The sequence below is a fragment of the Acidobacteriota bacterium genome, assembly GCA_016716905.1.
Taxonomy (GTDB): Bacteria; Acidobacteriota; Vicinamibacteria; order Vicinamibacterales; family SCN-69-37; genus SYFT01.
Map to the genome: position 1 here is coordinate 68,269 of JADJUS010000014.1, position 14,431 is coordinate 82,699.

At 65.6% G+C, this 14,431-nt stretch carries 12 protein-coding genes; 7 read left to right on the forward strand and 5 right to left on the reverse strand.

The window, feature by feature from the left end; genetic code table 11:
- Nucleotides 1–79: 79 nt before the first annotated feature.
- Nucleotides 80–1,261 (forward strand): Ig-like domain-containing protein, encoded by a 1,182-nt coding sequence (locus tag IPL75_14215; GenBank protein MBK9241376.1) that lies wholly within the window; start codon nucleotides 80–82, stop codon nucleotides 1,259–1,261.
- A 17-nt stretch (nucleotides 1,262–1,278) separates the two neighbouring features.
- Complete coding sequence (locus tag IPL75_14220; GenBank protein ID MBK9241377.1) at nucleotides 1,279–3,690, forward strand: glycosyltransferase family 39 protein; 2,412 nt, start codon at nucleotides 1,279–1,281, stop codon at nucleotides 3,688–3,690.
- Here IPL75_14220 and IPL75_14225 read toward each other — a convergent pair.
- Genes IPL75_14225 through rfbF form a run of 5 tightly spaced genes read right to left on the reverse strand, consistent with a single transcriptional unit; the run spans nucleotide 3,662 to nucleotide 8,765 of the window.
- The gene (locus IPL75_14225; GenBank protein MBK9241378.1) at nucleotides 3,662–4,660 is read right to left on the reverse strand and encodes a sulfotransferase; all 999 of its coding nucleotides are present in this window, start codon (nucleotides 4,658–4,660) and stop codon (nucleotides 3,662–3,664) included. The two genes, IPL75_14220 and IPL75_14225, sit on opposite strands and share 29 nt — an antisense overlap.
- A gap of 44 nt (nucleotides 4,661–4,704) precedes the next feature.
- Nucleotides 4,705–5,700, reverse strand: a complete 996-nt coding sequence (locus tag IPL75_14230; protein ID MBK9241379.1) for an SDR family NAD(P)-dependent oxidoreductase — start codon at nucleotides 5,698–5,700, stop codon at nucleotides 4,705–4,707.
- Entirely contained in the window at nucleotides 5,667–7,049 is a 1,383-nt protein-coding gene (gene rfbH, locus IPL75_14235) for a lipopolysaccharide biosynthesis protein RfbH (protein ID MBK9241380.1), read from the reverse strand. Before rfbH ends, IPL75_14230 begins: the two co-directional genes overlap by 34 nt.
- A complete protein-coding gene (locus IPL75_14240; GenBank protein MBK9241381.1) occupies nucleotides 6,970–7,980 on the reverse strand; it encodes a GDP-mannose 4,6-dehydratase in 1,011 nt (336 codons plus the stop codon). Before IPL75_14240 ends, rfbH begins: the two co-directional genes overlap by 80 nt.
- Nucleotides 7,977–8,765: a glucose-1-phosphate cytidylyltransferase gene (rfbF, locus tag IPL75_14245; protein MBK9241382.1), complete on the reverse strand. Its 789-nt coding sequence runs from the start codon at nucleotides 8,763–8,765 to the stop codon at nucleotides 7,977–7,979. Before rfbF ends, IPL75_14240 begins: the two co-directional genes overlap by 4 nt.
- An 80-nt stretch (nucleotides 8,766–8,845) precedes the next feature.
- Here rfbF and IPL75_14250 point away from each other — a divergent pair, with 80 nt between their 5' ends.
- The 5 genes from IPL75_14250 to IPL75_14270 are packed head-to-tail and all read left to right on the forward strand — an operon-like array spanning nucleotide 8,846 to nucleotide 14,427.
- The gene (locus tag IPL75_14250) at nucleotides 8,846–9,967 is read left to right on the forward strand and encodes a glycosyltransferase family 4 protein (GenBank protein ID MBK9241383.1); all 1,122 of its coding nucleotides are present in this window, start codon (nucleotides 8,846–8,848) and stop codon (nucleotides 9,965–9,967) included.
- A 59-nt stretch (nucleotides 9,968–10,026) separates the two neighbouring features.
- Complete coding sequence (locus IPL75_14255) at nucleotides 10,027–11,079, forward strand: Gfo/Idh/MocA family oxidoreductase (protein ID MBK9241384.1); 1,053 nt, start codon at nucleotides 10,027–10,029, stop codon at nucleotides 11,077–11,079.
- Complete coding sequence (locus IPL75_14260; GenBank protein MBK9241385.1) at nucleotides 11,076–11,999, forward strand: glycosyltransferase; 924 nt, start codon at nucleotides 11,076–11,078, stop codon at nucleotides 11,997–11,999. Before IPL75_14255 ends, IPL75_14260 begins: the two co-directional genes overlap by 4 nt.
- Nucleotides 11,996–12,907: a glycosyltransferase gene (locus tag IPL75_14265; protein ID MBK9241386.1), complete on the forward strand. Its 912-nt coding sequence runs from the start codon at nucleotides 11,996–11,998 to the stop codon at nucleotides 12,905–12,907. Before IPL75_14260 ends, IPL75_14265 begins: the two co-directional genes overlap by 4 nt.
- Nucleotides 12,907–14,427, forward strand: coding sequence for an NAD(P)/FAD-dependent oxidoreductase (locus tag IPL75_14270; protein ID MBK9241387.1), 1,521 nt, complete (start codon nucleotides 12,907–12,909; stop codon nucleotides 14,425–14,427). Before IPL75_14265 ends, IPL75_14270 begins: the two co-directional genes overlap by 1 nt.
- Nucleotides 14,428–14,431 lie beyond the last annotated feature (4 nt).

The window sequence follows — 14,431 nt, forward strand, 5'->3', positions numbered from 1 at the left end:
TCGCATGGTACCACACGCCCTTTCAGTGCCCCGCCTCGCCCGCCGCTTGAGGCTGGAGGTGCCCCGGGCCACAATCGCGATGGCCACGTTGGTCCTCATCGCCTCGGCCGCGTGCGACAAGGTGCCCCTGACTGCGCCTGCGGGAACCGTCATCACGCTGGTCGCCTCCACCAACGTGCTGCCCATCAACGGCAGCACTGATCTCATCGCCGTCCTCATCGAGAACGGCACGACCGGCACGGGCACGGGCGGCGCGGCCACACCCTCTGCCGGAACGCCCGTCCACAACGGCACACTGGTCACCTTTACGACGTCGCTCGGGCGGATTGAGCCTGCCGAGGCGCGGACGTTGAATGGCAGCGTCACCGTCAAGCTCGTCGCCGACGGACGATCCGGCACGGCCACGATCACGGCGTTCTCGGGGAGCGCGACCAAGGCGCTCGACGTCAAGATTGGCGCGGCGGCCGCAGAGCGTGTGGCGGTGACGGCTTCGTCAACCACCGTGCCCGCCGGCGGGGGCACGGTCAGCATTTTCGCGCGGGTCGAAGACGTCAACGGCAATTCCCTGTCGGGTGTGCCCGTGTCGTTCACCACCACCGGCGGAACGTTAAGTGCCGGCTCTGCCCTGACGAGCGACAGCGGCGTGGCCTCCGTGTCACTGTCCACCAACACCGCAGCCGAGGTGACGGCCAGTGCCGGCGGCAAGACAGGTTCGGTGGAGATCACCGTTCGCACGCGCTCGAAGATCACGCTGACGCCGCCCTCCGGTACGGTCTTCGTCGGCGCGGCGGCCTCGTTCGTGATCACCCCGGACGCCGCCGTGGCGTTCAAGGACGTGACGATCGATTTCGGCGATGGCGAGTCGGTGCCGCTCGGCGCCATTTCGTCACCGACCACCGTGGCCCATTTCTATTCCGAAGATGGCGTGTTCCAGGTGTCCGTGATTGGCACCGATGTGGACGGAGGCTCCGCACAAGCCGCCGGGAGCGTTGGGGTGATCCCCATCACGTTCTCGGTGACGAGTTCGAAGTCGGCCGAGGTCGTGAACGTCCCCTTCCTGTTTACCGTCAGTGGTATCCCGGCCGGCGTTCCGATCAATCGGTACATCTGGGATTTCGGCGACGGACAGGGGCAGACCACCACAACCCCGACCGCGAGCCACGCCTACCAGGCCCCCGGTCTCAAGACCATTACGGTGACTGTGGTTCCCCGGTACGGAGAATCAAGGACAGCGTCGTTTCAGGTCCTGGTCAATCCCTGACACGACGGCACGTTGATGTGACGAGCGTCGAGGCGGTCATTCACACAGACGGGCGTGCCGAACGGCCTCTTGAATGGCCTGAAGTCCTCTTCCTCGCGTCGTTCATTCCACTGGCGATATTTTCGTGGGTCGGCATCCTGCTTGCGGGATTCGGCGCCTTCACAGGCTGGCGACTCGCTGTGGCCGGTGGAGTGCTCAGTGCCCTCGCGCTGGCCGCCGCCTGGCGCGACATCCGCGGTGCCGGGCCCATTCAGCGCGTGCCGCGGGCCACATGGATGGCGTTGGGGCTCGTCGCGGCCATATCCACGACCCTGCTCTCGCGCCCCGGCGAGTATCTGATCGAAGGCGCCGACGCGTCGGTCTACCTGGCCACTGGCCACAGCATCGCGCGCACCGGGAGCATCACCACGCCGGACCCGGCCATCGGGCTGATGCCGCAAGAACTGCGCCTGAGCTTCTTTCGTGTCGCCAGGGGGCTCCGGCAACATGAGGCACGGCTGCCGGGCGGCCTTCGTATTGGTGCAGATGACCGCGTCAACCCCGGGTTTTTCCATCTGCTTCCGGTCTGGGTGGCGATCGGCGTGGCGGCGGCCGGTCCTGCCGCCGGATATTTCGTCAATGTGATTCCGGCGATCTTCGGCGTGATCGCCGTATTTCTGATCGGGCGACGCCTGTGGTCACATCGCGCGGGCCTGGTGGCCGCAGCGCTGCTCGCCGTGAACTTCGGCCAGATCTACTTTGGCGGGCTGGCCGCGTCGGAGATGCTGACCCAATTCATGGGCATGTCGGGCATTCTCTTTACCATCATGGTCTGGGATCTGCGGTTGCGGGTTGCCGGCGCCTGCGCGGGCGTGGCGATTGGCCTCGCGGCCTTTACGCGCGTCGATGCGCTGCTCCTGATGGTGCCGCTCGCCGCGCTGTGGCTCATCCAGGCGCGGCGCTCAAAAGCGCTCGGGCGCGCGTGGTCCTGGTACGCGACCCTGCTCATCCTGGTATCCGGCCACGCGGTTGCCCACGCTGAGACTGTCGCGGCCCTCTACTCACGGCGGCTGTTCGGTGACGGTGTCGCGATGCTCGAACGCGCGGCCACTCCCCTGCTGGTGGTCGCAGGCGTTCTCGCGGCGGGCGGGCTTGCCCTCGTCATTATGAGGTTTGGTCGTCGCAGCCTGGTCTGGCTGGGCTTGGGCGGCGTCGTCACGGCGATCGGGGTGATCGTCATGTTGCCGCCGGTCGTGCAGATGATCGGTCGGCTGATCTCCCCCGTCGGGGCGATCGCAGCGCTCGCCGGATTGCTGCTGCTCGCGAGGCGCGCGCAGATGCGAACGCTCCCGCTGTTGGTTCCGCTCATCGCGCAGACGGCGCTCCTGCTCGCCATGAACGAGCAGACGACCCTGCCGGACGATTTCAGGCGCGCGGTGCCGTTGATTCTCCCGGGCGCGATGCTGTTTGTCGGCTTCCTTGTCTCTCAGATCAGCAGTGGCCGAAGCTGGGCCGCTCGGGCGATCTGGATCCTGCCGATGGCCCTCGGTGTTGTGTTCCTGAGAGATGCCGCGCCGATCCTGCGCACGCCTCCGCTGCAAGGAGCGCATGCGCAAATCGCGGATCTCGCCGCTCGCATCCCTCCTGACGCGCTCGTCATTTCGGACACCTCGGTCCCTGGTCATTTGTCGCTAGCACTCACCTACACCTTCGATCGCCCGTCTGTCCGACTGATTTCACGCCCGACCAGCGGCGCGGGCATCGCCCCGCTCATCAGCGCTGCTCTGGATTCGGGGCGCCAGGTGTACGTGGTCGCGGCCCCCATGATCGAGCACAAGCCCCTCTGGCTGTGGCGCAGCGACTTCGCAGGCTTCGACATTCGACAGGAATACGAGCAGCAGTTGCGTTACGCGGTGCTCGTACGCACCCGGGGCGTCTTCCCACGAGCACTCCGGGTCGACATGCCGCAGGTGGCCGTGTATCAGGTGCGCGCACGTGACGGGCAAACCCAGGCACCGCTGCCGCACACCGTGGATGTGGGGGTGGACGACTTCCAGGCGCTCGTTGACGGATTCCACGCGTCCGAGCCGTTCCACTCCACACGCGCCCGATGGACCACCGGAGATTCGAGAATCGCACTGCCCCGAATGGCGAGCCCCGCTTCCGGTCGAATGGACCTTGTGCTGCGCCTGGCGGCCGACCGGCCGCCCGGCCATGCCCCGGTGGAGATTCGTCTGGCCATCGGAGGCATTCCGGCCGGCACCATCACTGCTCCGACGATTGACCTGCGCGAGTATCGGATTCGCCTGTCACCAGCGGTCATGGCTCGCCTGCTCGCCGGCCCCAGCATCCTGTCGATGTCATCCGACGTGTTCGTCCCGAAAGACGTGGTCGGCGGCACGGACGACCGCCGGCTCGGCGTCATGCTCGATTGGGTTCGCGTCGAGTAGGCCAGTCACACGCGCCCGTCAGCGGATCCACGGTGTAGCCCAGTCGGGGCGCGTGCAGGGCGATGCGAGGCAGCAGCGCCCGCACCTCCTCGACATTGTCTGAGCGCCACTTCTCGTCGCCGGGAGGTGTCATGGCGTTCACAGGATTCCTAACCAGCTCCTGCAGCTTTGCCAAGACCAGTGGGTCAACCGCCACATCCAGGCGGCGGCACAGGTCTCCCAATGTCGCCTCGGGACGGGTGAGCAAATCCTCAAAATGACATTCGATCCACTGCGCCGCTGGCACCGTGCCCCGGGCCTCCTCAATGCCGTTCACATATTGAAGCCACTGCGCGAACGCAATTTCGGGCACCGGAGCAGCCACAAGATCGCGCCAGCCCTCGATGAGCGTCGAGCACCAGCGGCGACGATGGGGATACCCGGGAATCGTGAGATCCACGGGAACGAAATACGAACGGAACCGGCCCTGGGGCTGACGCCACATGTTGATGTACGAGTTCAGCGCGTCACAGGGATTGCGCTTCATCACGACGAAGATCGCATCGGGGAAGAGTTCCCGGAGGTACGCGACCCGCACGACATTGTCAGCCGTCTTTTCGATGAGCCGGCGGTCGCCGGTGTACGACGTAAACCACGCGTTGACAAACCGCCGTTCGCCGGGCGCCACCTGTCCCGGCCCGACGTGGTCTGAACGCCAGCCCACCCGCCGCGGGTGGTGATACTGACGCCAGACGTCGTGCCCTTCCCTGGGCATCGCCCCCAAATCGGGGCTTTCACGAAGCACGTGGAACAGCAACTGCGTGCCCGACCGCGGCATGCCCACAATCAGGATCGGCCTGCGGTGCGCCTTCGGCGCGAGCCATGCCCTAAGAAACCGCGCACTCCTTGCCAGGTCAACACGACGAACGGCGTTCGCGACACGCCAGGTGATGCCGTAGGGATCGTCGAACCGCCCCAGAAATCCGGGCATCTGTTCCCGCGTCCTGTGTTTGTTGGCTCTGCCCACAGGGTCCGTCACAATGGCCGGTTATCCCGGTACCAGGCGATGGTCTGTTCGAGGCCGGCGGCCAGGGGGGTGCGCGCTTCCCAGCCGAGCAGCCTGTGTATGCGGGCCGGGTCGCACGCCAATCGAACGGGGTCCGTTCCTGCGGGGAGACGCCCCATGCGGAGTTCAGCGGTTCCCCCCGTGAGGGAGACGATCAGCGCTGCGACATCCGCGATGCGGTACTCATAGCCTGACCCGACGTTCAGGACCAGTCCGGCGATGCCTGGCGCAACGGCGGCCTCGACAAGCGCGTCGATGACGTCATCGACGAACAGGTAGTCGCGCGTCTGGTCTCCCTGCGTCATCTCAAAGGGCTGTCCATTGAGGCAGGCTCGGATCAGCGCAGGAATGAAGAAGGTCTCCGACTGCGCAGGGCCGTATGTCAGCGCCAGCCTCAGTGTTGTCACCGGCAGGCCGAGTTGACGGAACAGCGTCTCCCCCAGCTCGGTGGCGGCCAGTTGGCTCGCTCCGTACGGCGACGCCGGCTCGCCCCGCTGTTCTTCGCGCGACGGCGCAGGCCCGATGCCGTACTCGGCGACCGTACCGGTGCGAACGACGCGAGCGGCCGGCGCTTGGCTCGCCACAGCCTGGAACAGGCGCAACGCGCCCATGAGGTTGACTTCGAAGCTTCGTACCAGGCCGAGATCGGTGCTGCCGCCCGGCCCTATCGCCCGCCGGGCGGACGTCAGGCCGGCTAGGTGGAACACGACATCCGGTCGCGCGGCGCGCACGCACGCGTCCACCGAGTCCTGCGCACTGAAATCGACATGGACCAGATGTGGCGCAGGGCCCACGTCCACGATCCGATCGATGGAACTCTGCGCGCGGACGGCGAGGGTCGTGCGGCACCCGGCTGCCGCCAGTCGCCGCGTGAGGTGTGATCCGAGAAATCCGGTGCCGCCCGTGACAAGCACGGAGGCGTCGCGCAGCATCAGCGCCACGACGCCGTGAACTCCCTGAAGCACTCCACCACATAGTCCACCATCGTGTCCGTGATTCCCGGAAACACACCGATCCAGAGGGTCTGGTTCATGACGATGTCTGTGTTGGCCAGTTCGCCGACCACGCGATGCGCGATTTGCCGGTAGGCCGGTTGCCGAAGAAGGTTCCCTCCAAACAGCAGCCGGCTCGCGATCTTTTTCGACTCGAGAAACTGGATCAGCTGCAACCGCGAGAAGGGCGCATCGGGTCGCACGGTGAGGGCGAAGCCAAACCAACTCGGATCGCTGTGTGGTGTGGGAGCCGGCAGGATCAGAAACTCCGACTCCGGTTCAAGCCCCTCCCGCAGACGCGACCAGTTGCGCCGGCGCGCCTCAATGAAACGCGGCAGCTTGTCGAGTTGCGATACGCCAATGGCCGCCTGCATTTCAGTGGCTTTAAGGTTGTACCCGATATGCGAAAACGTGTACTTGTGGTCGTAACCGGCTGGCAGGTCACCCAATTGCCATTCGAAACGTTTTCCGCACGTATCGGAGTTTCCCGGGGCACACCAGCAATCGCGCCCCCAGTCACGGAACGACTCCACGAGTGTCTTCAGCCTGGGCTGGCTCGTCAGTACGGCGCCGCCTTCGCCCATCGTGACGTGATGCGCCGGATAAAAACTCAACGTGGCGAGGTCTCCGAACGTGCCGGTGGCCTGCCCACGGTAGGTGGCGCCGAGTGAGTCGCAGTTGTCTTCAATCAGCCACAGGTCGTGTGCCTGCGCCAGTGCGGCAATCGCATCGAGGTCGAACGGATTGCCAAGTGTGTGGGCCAGCATGATGGCCCTGGTTCGTGGACCGATCGCGTCCGCCACGCGAGCGGCGTCAGCGTCGTAGGTCCCGAGCGCGACGTCGACGAATACCGGCGTGAGGTTGTTCTGAATGATGGGATTCAGCGTGGTGGGGAATCCCGCGGCCACCGTGATGACCTCGTCGCCGGGCGTGAGACGCTCGTCGCCGAGCACCGGGGATGTCAGCGCGGAGAGCGCCAGCAGGTTCGCGGAGGATCCCGAATTGCACAGCATGCCGAACCGGGTGCCCACCCAGCGCGCGATCTTGGCTTCAAACTGGTCGGCAAAGCGCCCGGCGGTCAACCAGAAGTCGAGCGATGCCTCGGTCACGAGCTGGAGGTCGGCGGCGTCAAACACCCGACCCGACACCGGAACCGGCGACTCGCCCGGCACAAAGGGTTTCGACGAAAACGCGGCGGCGTAGTACTCGCCGACGTCCTCGAGAATCCTGGCCCTCAGGGCCTCAGGATTCGGCACGCGAGCCCACCTGGGAGGGGCCGAAATACGCGCGGTACCAGGCAATCGTTTCGGCCAGAGCTTCATCCCGGCCGTACTGCGCTCTCCATCCCAAGACCCGCTTGGCCCGGTCCGATGACACGAACTGGTTGGGGATCTCCCCCTGCGTGTCGTTGCGAACATCTGGTGGAAGGTGTGCGCAGTCCATCAAGCGCTGGAGATTCGCCACCATCTCCAACACGGTCGCGGGGGCGTCATCGCCAAAATTGAACGCCTGCCCCGCCACATCCGCCCGATCGATCGCGGCGGCGAGGCATTTGTACGCCGACACCGCGTCCTTGACGTACACATAGTCGCGCACGAACTGGCCGTCGCTGCGGATCACCGGCCGGCGTCCCTGCAGAAAATCGCGTATTGTGCCAGGCACGAGCCGGCTCCAGTTGCGATCTCCCGCACCGTAGATGTTGCCGCACCGCGCGATGGCCACCGGCGTCTGATACGTATGGTGATAACACTGCGCCAGCATGTCGGCGCAGCTCTTCGACACCTCGTAGGGATGCCGGCCGAGCAACGGCGAGTCTTCCGTGTACGGCAACGACTGTTCGCCGTACGCCTTGTCACTCGACGCCACGATGACACACCGCACCAGATCGGCGTGACGACGGCTGGCTTCGAGGACGTGGTAGGTGCCGCGAATATTCGCTTCGAACGTATAAAGCGGCGCCTGATGGGCCACGCCAACAATGGCCTGGGCCCCGAGGTGAAACACGGTGTCGATGCCGTGCAGGCACACCGCGCGTTCGAGCGTGCCGAGGTCCTCGAGGGCACCCGAGATGACGGCCACCTGATGCACATCACCGCTTCGGTAGAGTTCGGTTTGGGGATCGACATCCTGGACGAGGGCCACGACGTACGCGCCCGACGCCAGCAGGTCGTGGACCAGCGCGGATCCGACCATGCCGGTGGCACCGGTCACAAGGACGCGGCGTCCCGAAAAATGTCCCGGGGGCACACTCATCCCGTGATCACGCCTTTCTTCCAGACGGCCCAGGGTGCGGAGTCCTGTTCCCAGGCCGCGTTGAGTTGCCTGACGTCACGGAGGGTGTCCATGCACTGCCAGAATCCTTCGTGCCGGTACGCGCCCAGCTGCCCTTCGCTGGCCAGCGTTTCAAGCGCGTCCTGTTCGAACACCGTGGCATCCCCGTCCAGGTAGTCCAGCACGCCCGGCTCGAGGACAAAAAAACCGCCATTGATCCAGCCTTCGCCTCCCTGCGGCTTCTCGCTGAAACTGGCCACCAGGTCGCCGTCCAGTTCGAGCGCCCCGAAGCGGGCCGGTGGCCGCACGGCGGTCACGGTCGCCAGCCGGCCATGCGCACGATGGAATGCGAGCAGCGCCTTCAGATCAATCTCGGCGACGCCGTCGCCGTAGGTCATCATGAACGTGCCGTCACCCAGCCACCCTGCCAGGCGCTTGAGGCGTCCGCCAGTCTGTGTGACGAGCCCGGTGTCGACAAGATGCACGGTCCAGTCCTCGCGCTCCCCATCGTGAATGTCTGCAGCGCCGCTGCGGACATTCACGGTCAAGTTGTTCCTGAATCGCGAGTAGTCGAGAAAGAACGACTTGATGACGTCTGACTTGTAACCCAGCGCGAGGACGAACTCCTCAAAACCCGCGGCCCCATACATTTTCATGATGTGCCACAGGATGGGCATGCCCCCGATCTCCACCATCGGCTTGGGCCGGGCAGACGTCTCTTCGGACAACCGGGTGCCGAGTCCTCCTGCGAGAATGACCGTCTTCATCATGGTTGCCGCCGACCCAATCGACCGGAAACGCGAGTGTACACTATGCGCACACGGCCTTCCATGCCCCGGACCCAGACATGCACATCGGCGTGAGCGCGTGGCGGCTGAGCGGCCAGCGCTTCGGCATCGGCCGCTACATCGAGTACATCCTCAAGTCCTGGAACACCATGCTTGAGCCCGCGGATCGCGTCACGCTGTTTACGCGCGAGGCGCTGGACCCGCGGACGCTCGGCCTGTCTGCGGCGTTCACCACCCGCGTGTTGAAGCCGGCGATGACCAACGCGTTGTGGGAGAACCTGCTGCTGCCTCATGCGGCCCGGGACGTGGACGTGCTCTTTGGTCCCAGCTATACGCTCCCGCTGTTTCCTCGCGTCCCCTCCGTTGTGGCCATTCACAGCGTGGACGAAGATGCCGGCGCGTGGACGCGCTGGCACTGGTTGACCTACTCGCAGAAGTACCGGTTGAGCTGCAAACGCGCCGACCGGGTGATTGCCAACGCGCAGTCGACCAGTGATCGGGTGCGCGACGTGTACGGCATTCCGGCCGCCAGGATCGAGACCATATGGCTCGGCGCGGATGAGGCCTTTCAGCCTCTTTACGATCCAGCGCGCCTGAGCGCCGCCCGCGTTCGCCTTGTTGGCGCCGATCGGCCTTATATTCTTTTTGTCGGCGGCCTGTCGGATCGGCGCAACGTGCCGATGCTGATTGAAGCGTTCAGCATCCTGAAGAAACGTGACGGCATTCCCCATGCACTGGTGCTGTTTGGCGCCAATCGCGGCGGTGTGCCGTTCCGGCAGGTGGCCGAGCGATGCGGCGTCGCCGACAGCGTCTTTCAGACCGATGGTGTCGTACGGGAACATCGCGAACTCGTCGAGGTATACAACGCGGCGTCGGTGTATGTCATGCCGTCGCTGTCGGAAGGGTTTTCGCTGACACTGGCAGAGGCGCTCAGTTGCGGCACGCCGGTGGTGACCGTCAACTGCGCGGCATTGGGCGAAGTGGCTCACGGGTACGCACTCACGATCGAGCGCCCGGAGCTGCAAGCGCTCACCGAGGCCATCGGCCGCGTACTGAATGACCCGGCAGTGGCCGCAGACCTGAGGGCCAGGGGCGTGGAACGCGCAAAGGAATTGCGCTGGGATCGCACGGCGCGTCGCACGCTGGAGGTCCTGCGGCAGGTGGCGGCACATCAGGTCTGATCGAGGCTCGCATATGATTGTGCCGCAGCAATGTTGACGCTGCCATGATGCCTCACCGTATGCGAATTGCGCTCATTGGCCTTGGCGACGCGGGCCTGAATATTCATCTGCCGGCCCTGGCCGGGATGCGTTCGGTCGCCCTCGTGGGTGTCACCGATCGAAACCAGGCTCGGCGCGATCGCGCGGCGGCAACCTGCCACGCGCCGGCGTTTGCCGACTTCGATGCGATGATGGCCGGTAGCACGCCCGATGTGGTGATCATCGGCACGCCCCCTGATTCACACAGCGACTATGCCATTCGGGCGCTCGGCGCCGGTGCGCACGTGGTGTGCGAGAAACCTTTTGTGACCAGCCTGGCCGAGGCCGATGGCGTGCGCGACGCCGCGCTGCGTGCAGGACGGCAGGTCGCCATCAATCACGAATTTCGGGAGATGCCGATCTTCCGCGCCGTGCGGGACGAACTGCGACGCCCCGGTGCCGCACCGTTGTCGTTCCTTCAGATGTGGCAGTTGATGGACCTGCCGCCTCATGACGAATCCGGCTGGCGCGGACAACTGGTGCGGCGCACGTTGTTCGAAGCCGGCGTGCATCTTGTGGATCTCGCGATGGCGCTGTTTGCCGAAAAGCCCGTCAGCGTGCAGGCCTCGATGTATGCCGACCGCGCCCCCGCCACCGACGCGGTGTCGGCGGTGACGCTGGAGTTCTCACGCGGCCGGCTCGCTCAACTCACGCAGAACCGGCTGTGCCGGGGCGAGATGCAGTATTTTGAGGTCCGCGCTGATACCGCCGACCATTCGATCCGCGCCTCGTTTGGCGGCCGCGCGCGCCTGTCGGCCGGCCTCTTCAGAGGCACCCGGCCCCACGCGCGCCTTGAGTTCGGCAGGTCCGGCATCGCGTGGAAGGAGGTGGGCAATCGCCGCACCTTCCTCGCGAGAAACCCCGACGCGCCGATGGTCGCCGCCACCCGCGTCGTCTTCGAGGAGACGTTCGCCGCGTTCAAAACCGGCGCCGAGCCGCCCACAAGCGCACTGCGCGCCCGCGATGTGCTCGAGGTCATCACGGCGTGTTACCACTCGGCCGAAACAGGCCGGCGGATTGCGCTCGGCCCATGAACGGGGCCCCAACCCTTCAGGGTCCTGTGGACCTGACCGTTGTCATTGCCAGCATCGATTCCACCCGATCACTGGACGTGTGCCTTCGGCACCTCAACCGTGCCTGCGAAGGGCTGCGAACGGAGGTCATCGTGGTCGATGCCTCTCAGGGGAGCGCCGCCGATCGGGTCAGGGCAATTTGCGGCCCTGTCCGCCTGCTCCAACGCCCCGCAGGGACGCTCGCACCGCTCCTCTGGGCCGCAGGCCTCGAGCAGTCCACGGGGCGGGTGGTCGCGTTCAGTACGGGTCACTGCCTCGTGTCGCCGGGCTGGGCCGCGGCGCTGCTTCGCGCGATCGATGAGGGGGCCACGGGGGTCGGCGGCCCACTCGTGATCGCGGAGGGGACCACCCCGCTCGATTGGGCCGTGTTTTACCTGAGGTACGCTGGTTTCATGCCACACGTGCTGGGGGCCGGGCGCACGGAGCGGGAGCTGGCCGGCGACAACGCCGCCTACCGGCGTGACGCGCTCGACCGCCATGCCGCCACATTTGCCAACGGGGTCTGGGAGGTCGACTTTCATCGGCTGGTACGGGCGGACGGCGGCTGGCTGTCGGTGGCGCCCGACGCCATCGCGGAGTTCGCGAGGTCCTTTTCGATCGGCACGATCCTGCGGCAACGTTTTGCCCACGGGCGGCATTCGGGCGCCCGACGGGTTCGCGGCCGGATACGCTCGGCCTGGCAGGTGGTGCTGGCTGCGCCGCTGGTGCCCTTCATTCTGGTGGCCCGCGCCGCGACCCGCGCCGCCGGAGGGCCTTCACCGTGGCGTCTGGCCGTCGCGCTACCGTGGTTCCTGCTGCTGGCCACCGCCTGGGCCGCAGGCGAGGCCGTCGGCGCGTGGGGCGCGGGCCGAGGCCCGTCGCCGACGGAGCCGTACCAGTGACGCCGGCTGCCCCGCTGCCCGACCTCTCCGTCATCGTCCCGGCGGTGAATGGCATCGAGATCCTGCTCGAGTGCATCGAAGCGCTTCGACAGGCCGCGACTGATGGAATCCGTATCGAGATCCTCGTGGTGGAGCGCTGCGGTGAGTCTGTGCGGCGGCACCTCGGCGCCCGGGCACCTGACGCCGTGGTGCTTCCGGTTCCCCCCGGCACGAGTATTCCGCGGATGCGGGCGGTTGGCTTTCGCCAGGCGCGAGCCGCTGCCGTAGCGGTCATCGAAGATCATGTGCTGGTGCCGGCCGACTGGGCGCACAAACTGCTGGCGTCGTTACACTCCGGGGCGGACGTCGTGGGCGGCAGCGTTCAGAACGAGGCCACCACAACTCTGGTCGATCGCGCGGCCTTCCTGTGTGAGTACAGCCACCTCCTGATGCCGGTGGCGGGCACCGGCGTTCGCAGCCTGCCGGGAAATAATGTGGTCTACCGGCGCGCGCGTGCAGCACCCTATGTGGCGCTGCTCGACGAGGGGCACTGGGAGGATCAGTTCCATCAGGCCATGCGTCGCGACGGAATTGCGCTGACCTCTCGCCCTGACATCGCTGTTGGCCATAAGATGCACTATTCGATGATGGACTACCTGTCTCAGCGTTTCCTCTATTCCCGGGCTCTTGCGGGCATGAAACGGGCTGACATGCCCATGGCCGAACGGGTCCTGCGGGCGGTCGGCTCGTTCGCCCTGCCACCGATCCTGCTCGCCCGGATCAGTCGCCGTGTGCGTGCGTCGGCGCGCCACCGCCGTGAGTTGGTGCCGGCCCTCCCGTTGTTGGCGATGTTTGTTGGTGCCTGGGCCGCGGGCGAAGCCGTGGGTTATGCCACCGGCGCCGGCGATGCCATGGCCAGGGTTCGGTAATGACCAGCACCACACAAGAGACACCGCGGACCGTGAGCCCGCTCGCTCCGGGTGACCGCGTCGTGATCGTCGGCGCCGGGCCGGCCGGTCTGACCGCGGCCTATCAGCTTGCCAAGGCTGGCGTGAAGGCCATCGTCCTCGAAGCCGACGACATCGTCGGCGGTATTTCCCGGACGGCGCAATACAAAGGCTTCCGCTTCGACATCGGAGGCCACAGATTTTTTACGAAGATTGAACCCGTCCAGGCCCTGTGGGAAGAAGTGCTGGGCGACGAGTTCATCTCGGTGCCGCGCATGTCGCGCATCCACTACAATGGCCGGTTCTTCGACTACCCGTTGAAGGCGGCGAATGCCTTGCGTGGTCTCGGTGTTGTGAACGCGGTGATGATCCTCGCCAGTTACGCGAAGTGGCGTCTGCTGCCCTATCGGGTCGAAGAGAACTTCGAGCAGTGGGTCACGAACCGGTTCGGCAAACGGCTCTACGAAATTTTCTTCAAGACCTACACCGAGAAGGTCTGGGGCATCCCGTGTACCGAGATTCGCGCCGAGTGGGCGGCCCAGCGGATCCAGGGGCTCTCGCTGGCCAGGGCGATTCTGAACGCCACGTCTCTCAATCGCCGCTCAACCGCCATCAAATCCCTCATCCACGAATTCCGATATCCCCGTTTCGGCCCAGGGCAGATGTGGGAGATGTGTCGCGACCGCGTCGTGGCGATGGGTGGACAGGTGCTGATGCAACACAAGATGCAGCACATTGAACTCCGTGACGGACGGGTGTGCGCGGTGCACGTCATGACGCCCGACGGGCCCCGGAGGTTTGAGGCCGACCACGTCATCTCCACCACTTCGGTGCGGTCCCTGGTCCGGGCTCTCGAGCCCACAGCCGACGCCTTGTCGCCGGTGCCGGTGCCACCGCACATCCGCGCGGCCGCTGAAGGCCTCAAATACCGCGACTTCGTCGTGGTGGCGCTCGTCCTGAATCGCGAGAATCTGTTTCCTGACAACTGGATCTACATTCACACACCTGGCGTGAAGGTCGGCCGGATACAGAACTTCAACAACTGGAGCAAGGCCATGGTCCCCACACCGGGCACCACGTGCCTGGGGCTTGAGTATTTCTGCTTCGAGGGCGACGGCACATGGGCGACGGCCGATGCCGACCTCATCGCCAGCGGCGCGAAGGATCTGGAGCACCTCGGTCTTGCGAACGCCGCCGATGTCGTGGATGGGGCCGTGATCCGCATGCCCAAGGCGTATCCGATTTACGACTCTGTCTATCGCGGACACCTCGACACCGTCCGCAGCTTCATCGATCCGATTCCGAACCTGCACACGGTCGGCCGCAACGGCATGCACAAGTACAACAATCAGGATCACTCCATGCTGACCGCCATGATGGCGGTGTGGAACATGCAGGGCGCCACGCACGACATCTGGTCGGTCAATTCGGATTTTGAGTACCACGAAGAGCAGCGGCTCGACGATCGTCAGCCGCTTGCGACGGCGGGCGCCGCCCGGTAGCCGG

Coding starts and splice junctions, on each gene's coding strand:
- IPL75_14215 (MBK9241376.1), top strand. CDS start 80: ATGGCCACGTTGGTCCTCATCGCCTCGGCCGCGTGCGACAAGGTGCCC.
- IPL75_14225 (MBK9241378.1), bottom strand. CDS start 4,660: ATGCCCGGATTTCTGGGGCGGTTCGACGATCCCTACGGCATCACCTGG.
- rfbH (MBK9241380.1), bottom strand. CDS start 7,049: ATGAAGCTCTGGCCGAAACGATTGCCTGGTACCGCGCGTATTTCGGCC.
- IPL75_14240 (MBK9241381.1), bottom strand. CDS start 7,980: ATGAGTGTGCCCCCGGGACATTTTTCGGGACGCCGCGTCCTTGTGACC.
- rfbF (MBK9241382.1), bottom strand. CDS start 8,765: ATGAAGACGGTCATTCTCGCAGGAGGACTCGGCACCCGGTTGTCCGAA.
- IPL75_14250 (MBK9241383.1), top strand. CDS start 8,846: ATGCACATCGGCGTGAGCGCGTGGCGGCTGAGCGGCCAGCGCTTCGGC.
- IPL75_14255 (MBK9241384.1), top strand. CDS start 10,027: ATGCGAATTGCGCTCATTGGCCTTGGCGACGCGGGCCTGAATATTCAT.
- IPL75_14260 (MBK9241385.1), top strand. CDS start 11,076: ATGAACGGGGCCCCAACCCTTCAGGGTCCTGTGGACCTGACCGTTGTC.
- IPL75_14270 (MBK9241387.1), top strand. CDS start 12,907: ATGACCAGCACCACACAAGAGACACCGCGGACCGTGAGCCCGCTCGCT.